Annotated in this window: 15 protein-coding genes; 5 read left to right on the forward strand and 10 right to left on the reverse strand. The window is 42.4% G+C overall.

Going from position 1 to position 13,565, the window contains the following annotated elements; translation table 11 throughout:
* Window positions 1-68 precede the first annotated feature (68 nt).
* Window positions 69-1,466, reverse strand: coding sequence for an NCS1 family transporter (locus RZ44_RS06325; protein WP_035809622.1), 1,398 nt, complete (start codon window positions 1,464-1,466; stop codon window positions 69-71).
* 151 nt (window positions 1,467-1,617) lie between these two features.
* Window positions 1,618-3,267, reverse strand: coding sequence for a PucR family transcriptional regulator (locus RZ44_RS06330; protein ID WP_035809624.1), 1,650 nt, complete (start codon window positions 3,265-3,267; stop codon window positions 1,618-1,620).
* Between the two features lie 232 nt (window positions 3,268-3,499).
* On the opposite strand from RZ44_RS06330, the gene RZ44_RS06335 reads away from it, so the two are divergent.
* Both RZ44_RS06335 and RZ44_RS06340 read left to right on the forward strand, forming a co-directional pair.
* Window positions 3,500-3,880, forward strand: coding sequence for a RidA family protein (locus RZ44_RS06335; protein WP_035809625.1), 381 nt, complete (start codon window positions 3,500-3,502; stop codon window positions 3,878-3,880).
* 622 nt (window positions 3,881-4,502) lie between these two features.
* Window positions 4,503-4,880 (forward strand): thiol-disulfide oxidoreductase DCC family protein, encoded by a 378-nt coding sequence (locus RZ44_RS06340; protein ID WP_035809626.1) that lies wholly within the window; start codon window positions 4,503-4,505, stop codon window positions 4,878-4,880.
* A gap of 131 nt (window positions 4,881-5,011) precedes the next feature.
* Here RZ44_RS06340 and RZ44_RS06345 read toward each other — a convergent pair whose 3' ends face one another.
* Window positions 5,012-5,935 (reverse strand): AEC family transporter, encoded by a 924-nt coding sequence (locus RZ44_RS06345; protein ID WP_035809627.1) that lies wholly within the window; start codon window positions 5,933-5,935, stop codon window positions 5,012-5,014.
* 15 nt (window positions 5,936-5,950) lie between these two features.
* Complete coding sequence (locus RZ44_RS06350) at window positions 5,951-6,394, reverse strand: YaiI/YqxD family protein (protein ID WP_035809629.1); 444 nt, start codon at window positions 6,392-6,394, stop codon at window positions 5,951-5,953.
* A gap of 224 nt (window positions 6,395-6,618) precedes the next feature.
* Between RZ44_RS06350 and RZ44_RS06355 the strand changes: the two genes are divergently transcribed.
* Complete coding sequence (locus tag RZ44_RS06355) at window positions 6,619-7,989, forward strand: uracil/xanthine transporter (protein WP_035809630.1); 1,371 nt, start codon at window positions 6,619-6,621, stop codon at window positions 7,987-7,989.
* 170 nt (window positions 7,990-8,159) lie between these two features.
* Entirely contained in the window at window positions 8,160-8,669 is a 510-nt protein-coding gene (locus RZ44_RS06360; RefSeq protein ID WP_035809632.1) for a YfiT family bacillithiol transferase, read from the forward strand.
* 44 nt (window positions 8,670-8,713) lie between these two features.
* Here the strand turns inward: RZ44_RS06360 and RZ44_RS06365 are convergent, their stop codons facing one another.
* The 3 genes from RZ44_RS06365 to RZ44_RS06375 form a co-directional block, all read right to left on the reverse strand.
* On the reverse strand, window positions 8,714-9,685 hold the full coding sequence (locus RZ44_RS06365) for a hypothetical protein (RefSeq protein ID WP_035809634.1): 972 nt from the start codon (window positions 9,683-9,685) through the stop codon (window positions 8,714-8,716).
* Between the two features lie 126 nt (window positions 9,686-9,811).
* Window positions 9,812-10,528 carry a 3-ketoacyl-ACP reductase gene (locus tag RZ44_RS06370; RefSeq protein WP_035809635.1) on the reverse strand — a complete coding sequence of 239 codons (717 nt, stop codon included), beginning with the start codon at window positions 10,526-10,528 and terminating at the stop codon, window positions 9,812-9,814.
* A gap of 66 nt (window positions 10,529-10,594) precedes the next feature.
* Complete coding sequence (locus RZ44_RS06375) at window positions 10,595-11,275, reverse strand: YjjG family noncanonical pyrimidine nucleotidase (RefSeq protein WP_035809637.1); 681 nt, start codon at window positions 11,273-11,275, stop codon at window positions 10,595-10,597.
* A 136-nt stretch (window positions 11,276-11,411) separates the two neighbouring features.
* Here RZ44_RS06375 and RZ44_RS06380 point away from each other — a divergent pair, with 136 nt between their 5' ends.
* Entirely contained in the window at window positions 11,412-11,795 is a 384-nt protein-coding gene (locus RZ44_RS06380; RefSeq protein WP_035809640.1) for a VOC family protein, read from the forward strand.
* 34 nt (window positions 11,796-11,829) lie between these two features.
* Here RZ44_RS06380 and RZ44_RS06385 read toward each other — a convergent pair whose 3' ends face one another.
* The 3 genes from RZ44_RS06385 to rpsI all read right to left on the reverse strand — a co-directional run bounded on the left by RZ44_RS06385 (window position 11,830) and on the right by rpsI (window position 13,562).
* Window positions 11,830-12,378 carry a DUF4352 domain-containing protein gene (locus RZ44_RS06385; protein WP_171816115.1) on the reverse strand — a complete coding sequence of 183 codons (549 nt, stop codon included), beginning with the start codon at window positions 12,376-12,378 and terminating at the stop codon, window positions 11,830-11,832.
* 124 nt (window positions 12,379-12,502) lie between these two features.
* On the reverse strand, window positions 12,503-13,054 hold the full coding sequence (locus RZ44_RS06390; RefSeq protein ID WP_035809643.1) for an NADPH-dependent FMN reductase: 552 nt from the start codon (window positions 13,052-13,054) through the stop codon (window positions 12,503-12,505).
* Window positions 13,055-13,169: 115 nt separating this feature from the next.
* Window positions 13,170-13,562, reverse strand: a complete 393-nt coding sequence (rpsI, locus tag RZ44_RS06395) for a 30S ribosomal protein S9 (protein WP_035809646.1) — start codon at window positions 13,560-13,562, stop codon at window positions 13,170-13,172.
* Between the last annotated feature and the right edge of the window lie 3 nt (window positions 13,563-13,565).

The following is a 13,565-nucleotide window of genomic DNA, read 5'->3' on the forward strand; positions in this document are numbered from 1 at the left end:
ATACCCTTTTCGGCGCGAATAAAGCAAAAGAGCAGCGAAATCTTCTGATTTCACTGCCCTTTATCAAATTATTTAGCTTCGCTCTCAAAAATTGTGCCTTTTTTGAATTTGGAACCTTTGAACATCGTCTTACTGATAATCGGATAAACAATACCCGCTACGACAAAACCGATGATCCATGCAAGGTCAACGAACATGAATGCCGCTGCCGCACCAATTCCAAGCGTCAGCAACGCCGCGTAGTTTACGCCGTCAAAGTCGCCGCCTTTTTTGTATAACTCTTTAATATCGATATGCTGTTTTCTCATTACGTAATACTCAACGATAAGAATTGCAATTAACGGTCCAAGGAATGCCGAGTAAACCTGTACGAAAGTATCAAGCCCTTTGGCATTGTTGTCCTGAACTAATAACCACGGGAATGAACCCATCGCAAGAAGTCCTGTAATCGTTACTGCAATTTTGTAGTTCAGTTTAGTGAACAGCTGAATAACGTAAGTCGGCGTAACAATGTTTGCCACCATGTTTACTGCGATTGCACCGAATACGATGAACACAGAGATGAATAACTGCATGTACACATTATCGAACAATGCCGGTAATCCAAGTGCCGGGTTTGTATAACCTGTTGCACTCGCAAGCATTGCACCTACAACAATAACCGAACCGTATGCAACGATGATCGGCAGGAAGTAAAGCAGTCCGCGTTTCGCATCGCTGTATCCTGTTTTAAGTTCACGTGAATAGTCTGCTGCACTCAGGAAGATTGCTGCGTAGTTACCAAGGAATACCATGATGTAGGCGAAGAATGGAACGCCCCACGTACCTTCAGTGTTAATCCATGTATCAGCAACCGCTGCGCTGTGATCTTTCAATAAGATAACAAATACTGTAATTACGATACCCATCAGGACAACTGATGCCACTGATTCAACCGCTTTAATACTCTTGAATCCTTTCATCGAAAGAAGGATTTGAATAACTAGGAGTATGATGAAACCGAGTACTACATTATCAAGTGCGCCGCCTGAAACGATTTTGAATACTTCGTTTAGCGCGGTACCGCCGATCCAGCTCTGAATACCGTACCAGATCACTGCCGGTACTGCACGGAGCAGTGAAGAAATCAGTGTACCTTTCTCACCGAATGATGCTTTTAAGTGTGCTACGTAAGGAATACCGTATTTATACCCCGCTCTGTCGTTTAACGCGAACAGGATAGATACGATAGCAATTGCGATTAAGGCTGCTGCAATCGTCTGCCAAATGTTCAGGATAGCCATCCCTGCAACAACAACACTCGCACCGAGTGTCATGTTACCCATGTTTACACCGTCACCAACCCACAGTGACATATAACCTGCTGCTCCGAGAGTTCTGTCCTCGGGACCTGCCGGTTTAAGAGAATCCGTCTGAGCTGCTGCATCCAAACCCTCTTCGGCAAGATTGTTCTGTTCTTCTGACATGTTTACACCTCTATTTTATATTTAGACTTTAAATTACTTTTTTCCTGTGCCCTGCACCATAATTAATTATATATGCCTGAACGTCCGGTGTCTTTATCCAATGTAGATAATTTTTATATCTTTTATACCTTTAATTATCTATATACTTCACTTACTGCTCTTTTCTCATAATTTCGAGTATCTTCAATCCGACTTGTACTGACAGCATTTCGTTCGCATCTTCGTAATCCATCTGGGTAATTTCCCTGATCTTATCGAGGCGGTATGAGACGGTCTTGTAATGGACGAATAACCTGTCCGCCGAGCGCGATACATTTTGCTGGCACTGCAGGTACATTTCCAGCGTCTCAATCAACTGTTCCCTGTTTGTCTTATTATAATCCAGCAATCTCTGAAGGCTTTGCGGGATAAATTCCTTAAGCTTGTTGTTGTCGTGCTTAAACTGATAAAGCAGTCTGTAGATGCCGAGTTCCTCGAAGCTTAAAACCGGGTTGTGCTCGTAGGACATTTCATTAACATCGAGCACTTCCTGCGCTTCTTTGTGGCTTTTCGGCAGGTCGTGCACCGTATCCGCAATGGACCCGATACCTGTGTATACTTTAGCATCACTCACAGCGCCTTCGAATTTGTTAATAACGTATCCGAGCGACCGTTTAATGGTATTCATTTCCTTCTTTTTGTTACTCTGTCCCGAGTGCACCGGCCATATCACGATAACCTGATTAAAACGTTCACGTATAATCGCATTTTTTAAGTAATAATCGATGTTGTTGATTAAAATGTTGTAATAACGTTCCCGTGTATCACTGCTTACTTTTTTGTCTTTAAATTTGAGTGTAAATACGACGACGGCCGAGCGGCTGTTCAGGTCGAACTTAATGTTTTCCGCACGTTCAGCGATGTCGTCTTCATGTTTAATTTTACCCGACAGCAGATCATCGATAATCTCGTTTTTGTATTTTTTCTCCACTTCTGAAATCGCAATTTTCTTCGCAAGGTTTAACGACAGCGCTGTCGCTGCGTTTTCTATAGCGATAAAATCAAAGTCGCTGAAGCCGGAATGAACGGCACTGATGACGAGCATTACTTTCGTCTGATTGACTGTCGTAATCGGAATCATAATCTGCTCGCATTCACGGTCCTGAAGTTTCGGGTAAATTACGAAACGGCGGTAAATCGGGAATATCGTGTGCTTAATATTCTCCTCAATCTGGAACTTGTCGGATTCGTAAAACAGCTCCACTTCGTTATCTGTCGTCGCGATGACTTTGAACAGCTCGTTATAAATCGTGACCGGGTTGCCGATCAGCGATTCGAGCGTTTCGATAATCACTTCATCCGTAACGTTTTGAATCGACAGTGCTGTAAAACGGTGGTGAATTTCCCTGAAGTATTCCAGTTTCTCAACGTCCTGGTTAAAGATTTTGCGCGTTACTTTGTAAATAATGTCGATAAATGGTACAGCTGTCGGCAGCAAAATAATTGGGATATTGCGTTCCCCGCACACTTCGAGCACGGGTTTTGGGATACTTGTAAACTCCGTCCTCAGTTTTACGATCAGAGCGCTGATTTTCTTATCGGCAAGCTCGTGCATCCACGTCTTCATCTCTTCATCGTTTAAATCTTTAACGGGGAAGAAACTTGTCAGAATCGTTTCCCCGCCGTCCAGCCAGAGCGAGATGTCCGGCGAATCAATGACGGTGATACCTTTTATGTTTTTTGCGAGACTCTGTTTCGTCCCGATATACTCTGCATTCCGGAGTTCATCCAGTGTCAGTAATTCCTTAACTGTATAGTGCATTGGCAAACCTCATTTTTAAATCAATTTGTCCTAAGTCGATAAAGACTTTAATATCTTACACCATATACTATAACAGGTGTTACCCCCTTTACACCTTATATTTTGCTCACGGAAAAACGACTTATTATTATCGATGTTGGATAGGACTTTTTACACTAATAGATTTCAGTTCGGACTGTCCAATCTGATTAAAGATGCTATGATTAAATTATTAATACTAGGAGGGTGTTTTATGAGCAGAAAAGCATTCAACACAAAAACAGTCAGCAGTTCGGGACCGTACTCGCACGTTACAGATGCAGGCGACTACCTGTATTTCTCGGGTCAGACGGCGAAAAACAGACTGGATGTTACTGAAGATTTAACAGGAGACATAGCAAAGCAGACGGAAGTGGCTTTCAATAATCTGTTTGATGTAATGGCAGATATGGGTGTTACTGAAGAACAGGTCGTTAAAGTAAATGTCTACTTAACGACGATGAAAAACTTCGAGGCGATGAACGAAGTGTACAAGGAAAAATTCAGCGCACCGTATCCGTCACGCACATGTGTCGCAGTACTCGAACTGCCTCTCGGTGCAGACGTTGAAATTGAAATGATCGTTAAAAAATAATGGTTAAATAAACGGGGTGTGTCGGTTCACAACGGGCATCCGCCGTTGTCATCCGGGGCGTGTTGATTCACAACGGGCATCCGCCGTTGTCATCCGGGGCGTGTCGGTTCACAACGGGCATCCGCCGTTGTCATCCGGGGCGTGTCGGTTCACAACGGGCATCCGCCGTTGTCATCCGGGGCGTGTCGGTTCACAACGGGCATCTGCCGTTGTCATCCGGGGCGTGTCGGTTCACAACGGGCATCCGCCGTTGTCATCCAGGTTGTGTCGGTTTACAACGGGCATCCGCCGTTGTCATCAGGGGTGTGTCGGTTCACAACGGGCATCCGCCGTTGTCATCCAGGTTGTGTCGGTTTACAACGGGCATCTGCCGTTGTCATCAGGGATGAGGACCGAACCATCAAGCCACACAAATTTCAAAAACCACCCCATACAAAAAAGAATGACCTGATAACGGTCATTCCTCATTTTTAAAAATAAAAAAACCGGTTCAGGAGCATGATTGCTCCTGAACCGGTTTTCGTTTAGAGTCAGGACTTATGTCTCAGCCCCTTTTTTGTGCAGTCCGGAAATTATAACGGGGAATCACCGTATGTTAAAATGCAGTTAAGGAGGCGTCATGATGAAAGTACTGATATTTGACGGAGACTGCAGTTTCTGTAATTTCTTTGTACGCTTTACAGTACGTATCAATCAGAATCCCGAACTCCGCATTACCGACTTTAATACAGGATGGACGAACGAAAATTATACGCCGAACAGCGATACAGACAGCGTTATTTATATTAACGGCAGGAACACTTATATCTACTCTGATGCCGTACTGCATATGCTTGCGGACGCGAACAGATTATTTAAGCCCGTTATATTATTTAAACTGATTCCTAAATTTATACGGGATACAATTTATAAAACGATTGCGAAGTACCGTAAGAATATTCCGGTGAAGAATATCTGTGAGCGGCCGAATCAAAAATTTCTCGATATGTATTTAGCATAAATAATCCGTATGTCAGCTTTCCCGGAGCATCGCGTAAGCCTATAGTCTTACACTGATGCTGTTCCCCGGGGAGTCTGACACACGGATTTAATTTATATTGCTTAAATTATTTTCTCAGACCATTTTTTCTCTTAAAATACAGCCAGTGCGGTATATATTACAAACGGCAGTGTTACTGCACTGAGCAGTGTGCTCATCATGACAATTTCAGCAGCGTATTCGGGATCGCTGCTGTACTGCTGGGCTATCACCGAGCTGTTTACACTTGCAGGCATTGCTGTCGTAATAAGTATCGCCTGTGCAACGACACCATCGACGTTAAATAACAGCAGGAGCGGCAGTGCCAGTGCCGGTATAATCAGCAGTTTTACAACTGTTGCAATAAATGCTGTAACCCTCAAATGACGGAATCTTATTCCGGCAATCTGCGTTCCGAGAATAAAGAGTACCATCCCGATCATCGCTTCCCTGATGTAATCAAGCGAGGAAATGACCGGTGCAGGTAAACCGACATTAAAGTAGTTAAATAACAGACCTAAAAACAGGCCGTAAAATATCGGCATTTTAAAGTAACCGAGCAGTGCTTTGAATTTCCCCGTGTTTTCGGCGCTCAGTACGAATATGCCGTATGAATAGGCGATGATATTCTGGAAGACAACCATCATCACCTGAACACTCATCGCAAACGGATCACTCTTAAATACGAGGTCGTTCACCGGCACTCCGTAGTTGCCCGCGTTATAAAACAGGCTGGAGTTCGTAAACAGCACTGTATGCTGACCTTTCACTCCCGATATTTTTGCAATAATTACCGATGCCGCGTATGAAATCAGCGCAAAGATAAACAGGAACACCATTATGTATAACAGGAGAGTAAAATCAATATTTGATTTGTACAGGTTCATAAATATAAAGCCCGGGATAATATAATTGATCATCAGCTTCCCGAGCGTCGGCCGGTCGAGATTTAATTTCAGCTGTGCTGTATAGCCGATCAAGACAATAATCGCTATCGGCAGCATCACATTCGTTAGTATAAACAGAAACTCAGTCATCGATGCATTCTCTCCTTATTTCTCTCTGATAGATTGTTTAAATAACGTTAAAAATGAGTTTTTATCATTCTGAGACAGTGCTTTCGGTCCTTTTGTTCTACCGCCGCCTCTTCTGATAACGCTGCTCATATGACGCGTTTCAAGCAGGTGATCCATATTCGTCCGGTTATACTCAAACCCTGTATGGTGCAGTACCGTACAGCCTTTTGGCAGAAGCAGTGATGCAAGTCCGTAATCCTGCGTTACAATAACATCCCCCGCTTCGGCGAGCTCGACAATTTTATAATCTGCGGCGTCGGGACCGGCATCGACATATACGGTTCTGACATGGGATTCCAGCTCTTTTGAACTGAAGTGGGACAGACTCGAAACGAGTATGACTTCAATATTTTTATCCCGCGTTTCCTTCGTTACAATGTCTTTTACCGGACAGGCGTCCGCATCGATAATTACTTTCATAAAACAGCACCGCCTTTTTATATAGAACCTCAATTATATCAAACATCTTCAGTAATTCCGTCCCATTTTAACTCCACGCTGTTTTGAGCGTTCATAATTTGATAATTTGTGATAAAAAATGTTTTGAATTTAGCCAGTTTGTACAATGATTTTTATCGTGTTTTTCTTTAGTATGAATAAGGTAAATAAAACTATATTAAATAAGAAACGGTGTGATATATGACATGAAGAAATATCTTAAAGATGTCGATAACTGGCTTGGCGGCCTGCAATGGTTAATGTATATATTTATAAACACTGTTGTTGTACCGATTACGATGGGGGCAGCGTTCGACCTGTCACAGGCAGAAATCGTCAGTACAATGCAGTTCTCATTCATTATCGGTGGAGTTGCCTGTCTGTTACAGGTATTTATCGGTCACAGAAGACCAATTATGGACGGTCCTTCGGGTCTGTGGTGGGGCGTTCTTTTAGCACTGTCTTCACTGGCGGCAGCACAGGGTATGCCTATTGCTGAAGTCGGCGGAAGTATCGCAACAGGATTAGTAATTACAGGTATCCTTACTGTAATTATCGGTTTAACCGGTTTCGGTTATTACCTTGAGAAATTATTTAACCCGAGTGTTATGGGTGTGTTTATGCTTTTATTCGGTGTTTCACTTTGTATCAGTTTCTTCAAAGGTATGGTCGGCCTGCCGTTTGGCGGCGGAGACGGCCCGACAGAAATTCAGGTCGGTCCTGCAATTCTGTCATTCGTCATTGTGGCACTTGTCCTGATCTTAACGATCCGCGGTTCGAATAAACTGTCACAGTACGCAATGCTTGTCGGTATTGTAGTCGGCTGGCCTGCATACTTACTGTTCTTCGGTACAGATGCACAGCTTACAAGCGGCACTACAAGCTCACTTGAAATTTTCTGGTTCCCGCTCGGTTCACCGGCATGGAACATCGGTATCATACTTACTGTAGTGATTACAGGTATGCTTAACTTATCCAAGCAGTATGGTGCAATTAAAGGTACAGATCCACTTTATCCGGATTCACCTTCGACGAGCAAAGATTACAGAAACTCATTTACGATTACTGGTATTATGACAATCATTCCAGGCTTCCTCGGACTGGTTCCATACTCACCATTCGTATCATCAATCGGATTTATTCAGCAGACTAAAATTTACGAACGCATGCCGTTTATCTTCGGTTCTGTAATGTTCTTCGTAATGGGTGCCATCCCGCAAATCGGTTCATTCTTTACACTGATTCCGTTAAGCGTAGGGTGTGCGGTACTGTTCGTGTCATACGTTCAGCTGTTCGGCTCTGCGTGGGACTGGTTCAAGCTTGTGGAGTTCAACAGCCTGAACATTTACCGTGCAGCAATTCCTCTATTCCTCGGACTTGTACTGATGGCAATTCCAGGTTCAGCATTCGCAAGTCTTCCGGGATATGTACAGCCATTACTTTCAAGCGGACTGTTAATGGGTACGATTATCTCTATTGCAGTGGAAAACTTTATGAACTGGGATAAAGTCGGAGCGACAATCTCAAACAATATCGGTAAGAATATCGAAAAAGAAGAACCGGTTAATAAATTATAATTTAATTTTAAAGCGCTCTGTCCAAATGGACAGAGCGCTTTTTAGTTGCTATTTTTAATCCTGGTGTACATCAGACTGTCATGCTTAAACTTCCCGTTCTTAATTATAAAGTACAATATGATAAAGTAGAGACAGAGTCAGATAAAACGAATAAAGTGAGGGGTTTAATTATGGACGTAAGATATCCTATTGGTAAATTGCAGGTTCCAGAGACCGTTACGCTTAACGACATTCAAACATATATCGATGACATCAGCACATACACTGAACGTCTCCGCGATGTGGTTAACTCACTGACTGAGGTTGAGTTAAATAAGACTTACCGCGAAGGCAGCTGGAATGTCCGTCTGCTTGTTCATCATATTGCTGATTCACAGCTGAATATGTATCAGCGTTTAAAGCTTGCTTTAACAGACGACAATCCTAAAGTACCCGAGTTCATTCAGGATGACTGGGCAGTGCTTCCGGACAGCAAATTGCCTGTGGAGAGTTCGATTAAGATGCTGGAAGGCATTAACGAACATGTGGTTGCGCTCGGCAGCCGTCTGACTGAAGATCAGCTTACACGTGTGTTTACACATGAAGTGAACGGCGAAATTTCGGTCGGTACGAAAATGGCCAAGCTGGCATGGCATGAAGAACACCATCTGGCACATATTAAAATTGCACTTTCAAAATAAATGACAGAAGAGCTCCCTTTGAATGTTATTCAAGGGAGCTCTTCTTATTCGAGTTCGATTATATTTAAATCGAGAATATGATCATCATGGAAACTGATGTTAATGTAGTTTGCACCGTTAACTTCGGGCAGATATGCAGGTACTGATGTAATCTCCACTGTTTCCATAAATTTACGGCCTTTATAGTAACTGATATATGAAGGTGCTGTAATAACGTAATCTTCATTATCGTCATATTCGAGCGCTCCTGTCACATAGTAGCTTTCATCCTCGATGAATTCTCCATTGTCATCAATCCGTTCGCCCGTGAATACATCTTCACCGGTCAGAAACTCCTGACCGAACATAATCGTGCCTTTCATATTGTCCTCAACAGGCTTACCTCGGCCAATCAGTTCATCCGGCGTTGTATTCAGTTCATTACCTGCCGAAGCGTCATCAGATGCTTCATTTATCAACTTAACTGTATCTTCTTCCGGAGGATGGAAACTCACAATGATACGATCCGCTTCAGGCACTTTTTCTATAATGTGCGGGCCGTTATGTCCATAGTTGTTCGTTTTAATAAATTCATCACCGTAGAAATACGATATATAAGACGCTGTCGTTACAGTGTAATCCTGTTCACCGTTATATTCTATCGGATTTGTCCGAATCATATGGCTTCTTGCATCATCTTCACCACTGTAATTAATCCAGTATCCATCAACCCGTTCAATATCGGCCATCACATTGACCGGTGCTTCAGTCTCTTTTGCAGCTTCATCTGTTTCTTCTTCTGCCGGTTCATCTGCATTCTCATTACTTTGGTTATTCTCTTCATTGGAAGCTTCGTCTGAAGATGACTCTTCTTTTTCATCCGCCGCTTCCTCTGACTCCTGTGCTTCAGATTTGTCTGTTTCTTCTTCCTGATCAGCTTCTTCAGTTTCAGGCTCATCCACCGGTACTTCATCTGTAGCGCTGCAGCCTGCGAGTATCAGCAAAGCTCCTGTGAGCATAAGTATACACAGCCTCATGGCCTCTCCTCCTGTTTGTCCATTGCTCTTAATCATATGTAACATTAATAACCTATACCCATATTTCCAAAAAATAATAAACGCTGCCCGATTTTAAATCAGACAGCGCTCTTTCTATATATTGATTTACGGATTATTTGACCAGAGTCCCGCGTGTTTTAGAACAACACGTTTGTTTAATTTCAGCTGGGCAACGATCAGTTCAGCAAGGTCTTCAGCCTGCATAACTTTCTCTGGATTGCCGTCCGTTAAGTTAAGCTCAACAGCCATGTCTGTCGCTACTGTACTTGGTGTCAGAGTTGTTACACGGATGTTATGCTTACGCACCTCCATCATCAGTGATTCACTTAAACCGATTACTGCAGCTTTTGATGCAGAGTATGCACTTGTGACCGGTCCGCCTTTTTGACCCGCAGTTGATGAAATATTGATAATGTCACCTGTGTTGCGTTCAATCATTTCAGGCAGTACCGCACGTGTTGTGTAGTAAACACCGTTAACGTTAACATTTAAAATGTTAGTCCATTCTTCAGGTGTCAGCTCCATGAAGCTGCCGAACTTAGAAATCCCTGCGTTATTTAACAGAATATCGACCGGGCCTAATTCACCGCGAATCGATTCCACTGCTGAAGTAATTGCATCGATATCCGACACATCCGCTGCAGCGACTGCTGTTTTAACATCGTAGCTTTTAAGTTCTTCCTGAACTTTTTCCAGGTTTTCAACTGTACGGCCGACAAGACCGATATTTACACCTTCCGCTGCAAGAGCAAGTGCTGTCGCACGGCCGATACCGCGTCCCGCTCCTGTAATTAATGCTGTTTTACTGCTTATATTCTGCATATTGAAATCTCCTTTGGTTCTTGTATTCATTAATAATTTTAGCATGTTACACGCATTTAAGATAACTTATGAATTCAAAACAACCGTTAATTCATCCAGACTTTTAATCTCGTAATCCGCTTTAATATCAGTCTCATTTTCGAGCCCGTAAGGATTATACCAGACCGAAGCTATACCGGCATTATTCGCCCCGGCTATATCGGAAACGAGACTGTCACCGACCATCAGAATATCCGAAGATTCAAGTTCTGCTCTTTTCATGCTTTCTGCAAAAAAACCAAAATTCGGCTTTGCACTGCCGATATCATCCGACACATATAAATCGGTAAAGTACCGCTTCAGCCCCGATAAATTCAGCCTGTTCTCCTGCATCGTTAATACACCGTTCGATGCTGCATATATTTTATAATCCGCCGATATCCTCCGAAGCACTTCCTCAATCCCCGGTTCCATAATGTACTGTTCACCGAGTAAATTGCCGAAATGCTCCTTGGCCAGATCACTGTCATAATTCATTCCCAGAGTTTCTGACAGTTCTTTAAATCTTATATTCAGTACATCCGCGACAGACAGCAGCTCTTCTTTCTGTTTTTTCCATAAACGCTCATCAATTTCTGTAAACGATTCAAAAATGCTTTTGTTATATTCGAGATTGAGCGTTGTAAAAGTTTCCTTCAGTGCACTTTCACTGCACTTTTTAAAGTTAAATACCGTATCATCGATATCCATAAAAACTGCTTTATACATATCAGTTCTCCCGTAAAGTGTTTAGTTTTAAATTCACAGTCCACAATATCAATAATGATTAACATACTCAATACTTTCATTTTTTTGCCGGAATACTATATTCTTAAAGAAGATTCCAATTAAATGAGGTGCAATGATGAATATAATTGTTACGAGCCTGTTCGTTGATGATCAGGAGAAAGCATTAAATTTCTATACTCATATTCTCGGCTTTGTTAAAAAGCATGACGTACCCGCAGGTAATTTCAGATGGATTACAGTCGTCTCAAAAGACGATCAGAACGGCACGGAACTCGTCCTTGAACCGAATGACAACATCGCAGCACAGGACTATCAGAACAGCCTGATGCAGCAGGGCATTCCTGCAACGATGTTCGGAACAGATGACATAGATAAAGAATACGAACGTTTAAAAGCCCACGGCGTCGAGTTTACGATGGAGCCGAAAGCTGCAGGAGATATGAAGCTCGCAGTATTTAACGATACATGCGGAAATTTAATCCAGCTGATTGAACAGTAAAAAACACTCCCGTCGGGAGTGTTTATCTTTTTTATTACTGTTCCGTCAATTCATATATTTCATGGAACTTCGAACTTGGCGGATCTATATAGAAGTAATAATTTCCTTCTGAATTCTTTACATTCACAATAAACGGCAGCTCCATAGTGACTGACTCACCCGGATTAATATCTGCTGTCAGCTCTTCTTCAATCGCATATTCTTGCATATAGTTAAATCCTTCTTTATCTTTTTCCATCAGAGACAAATTTGAATTCTCTTCAAATTTAAATGCTTCTTCACCATTATTAGTTACAGTAACGTCTACAAGAGCCAGATAAAATCCTGAATCTTCTTCAAAACCGATAAGGTACTCTTCCATCGGTTTTCCTTTAAACTCTCTTGTCAGTGTAAAGTCATTAACTGTTAATGTATACGGCTGATTAATCATCACTGATTCTTCCAGTTCAACTGTATCACCTATATGATGATATTCACCATTCTCTGAGGATTCTTCCTCAGCTGTGTCACTCTCTTCAGCATTGCCGCATGCCGCCATCATCAGAAGCAGAGCAATACCGGCTAAATATAAGTATTTCTTCATCATAATTTCTCCCCTTAGCTTAAGTTATAAAGTGTCCTGTTTATTGTAACATTACTTCTTCCCTATTTTCAGCTGAAATAAAAAAACACTCCCGTCGGGAGTGTTTTAATTTATCATCTTGTTATTATTTAAACTTCTTTACCAGTTCAACAAAAGCATCCACTGCAGACTGCAGGAATTCAACCGTGCCTTCGTTATTAATTTTACCGTCATCACCAATTAAATCAAATGAATTGGCGATATACACTTCAGGCTGCTGAAGCGGGTGCATATTTAAAAATACCAGTGACTGGCGCAAATGGTGGTTCGCACCAAAACCGCTTAAATTCGACGGGGACTGGCTCATGATCATTGCCGGTTTGCCGTCCCATTTACTTTCACCGTACGGGCGTGAACCGACATCCAGTGCATTCTTCATCGCACCTGACATCGAACGGTTATACTCAGGTGTAGCAAATAACACCGCTTCAACCTCATCCAGTTTACTGCGGAATTCATCATACTCCGGCGGTGCACCTGCTTCTGTATCAATATCTTCGTTATACATCGGTAAATTACCGATATCGATAAACTCTGTTTCGTATTCGGACGGGAATAATTCAGCGACATTCTCAGCAAGCTTTCTCGTGACAGATTCTTTTCTTAAACTGCCGACTATAATACCAACTTTTGTCATGTAAAAATCATCCTTCCTTTAATATACTGTACACATTAAGTATAGATGAGAACACAGATCTATACAAAAAAAGCACTCCCGTAACAGGGAGTGCTTTCCAATATATAAATATATATTAACGTTTTGAGAACTGTGGAGAACGACGGGCTTTCTTGAAGCCGTACTTGTAACGTTCTTTCATACGTGGGTCACGTGTTAAGAGTCCAGCTCTTTTCAGCGCGCCGCGGTGTTCCGGATCTGCTTCAAGTAAAGCTCTTGCAATACCGTGACGGATTGCCTGTGCCTGACCTGTGAAGCCACCACCGTGAACATTTACCAGTACATCGTAGTTACCTTCTGTTTCTGTAACTGCGAATGGCTGGCTTAAATCTAAGATTAAGCTTTCAAATGGGAGATAGTCTCTCATGTCGCGTCCGTTAACTGTTACTTTACCTTCACCTGGTACAAGACGTACACGTGCAACTGAGTGCTTACGACGTCCAGTTCCTTGATATTCTACTTTAGCCAAATG

Origin of the sequence: Jeotgalicoccus saudimassiliensis (genome assembly GCF_000756715.1) — a bacterium.
Classification (GTDB): domain Bacteria; phylum Bacillota; class Bacilli; order Staphylococcales; family Salinicoccaceae; genus Jeotgalicoccus; species Jeotgalicoccus saudimassiliensis.

Excerpts from the sequence above, each read along its gene's own strand:
- RZ44_RS06375 (WP_035809637.1), bottom strand. The coding sequence starts at position 11,275 with ATGTATAAAGCAGTTTTTATGGATATCGATGATACGGTATTTAACTTT.
- RZ44_RS06340 (WP_035809626.1), top strand. The coding sequence starts at position 4,503 with ATGAAAGTACTGATATTTGACGGAGACTGCAGTTTCTGTAATTTCTTT.
- RZ44_RS06330 (WP_035809624.1), bottom strand. The coding sequence starts at position 3,267 with ATGCACTATACAGTTAAGGAATTACTGACACTGGATGAACTCCGGAAT.
- RZ44_RS06370 (WP_035809635.1), bottom strand. The coding sequence starts at position 10,528 with ATGCAGAATATAAGCAGTAAAACAGCATTAATTACAGGAGCGGGACGC.
- RZ44_RS06335 (WP_035809625.1), top strand. The coding sequence starts at position 3,500 with ATGAGCAGAAAAGCATTCAACACAAAAACAGTCAGCAGTTCGGGACCG.
- RZ44_RS06325 (WP_035809622.1), bottom strand. The coding sequence starts at position 1,466 with ATGTCAGAAGAACAGAACAATCTTGCCGAAGAGGGTTTGGATGCAGCA.
- RZ44_RS06385 (WP_171816115.1), bottom strand. The coding sequence starts at position 12,378 with ATGAAGAAATACTTATATTTAGCCGGTATTGCTCTGCTTCTGATGATG.
- RZ44_RS06390 (WP_035809643.1), bottom strand. The coding sequence starts at position 13,054 with ATGACAAAAGTTGGTATTATAGTCGGCAGTTTAAGAAAAGAATCTGTC.
- RZ44_RS06380 (WP_035809640.1), top strand. The coding sequence starts at position 11,412 with ATGAATATAATTGTTACGAGCCTGTTCGTTGATGATCAGGAGAAAGCA.
- RZ44_RS06355 (WP_035809630.1), top strand. The coding sequence starts at position 6,619 with ATGAAGAAATATCTTAAAGATGTCGATAACTGGCTTGGCGGCCTGCAA.
- RZ44_RS06365 (WP_035809634.1), bottom strand. The coding sequence starts at position 9,685 with ATGAGGCTGTGTATACTTATGCTCACAGGAGCTTTGCTGATACTCGCA.
- RZ44_RS06350 (WP_035809629.1), bottom strand. The coding sequence starts at position 6,394 with ATGAAAGTAATTATCGATGCGGACGCCTGTCCGGTAAAAGACATTGTA.
- RZ44_RS06345 (WP_035809627.1), bottom strand. The coding sequence starts at position 5,935 with ATGACTGAGTTTCTGTTTATACTAACGAATGTGATGCTGCCGATAGCG.
- RZ44_RS06360 (WP_035809632.1), top strand. The coding sequence starts at position 8,160 with ATGGACGTAAGATATCCTATTGGTAAATTGCAGGTTCCAGAGACCGTT.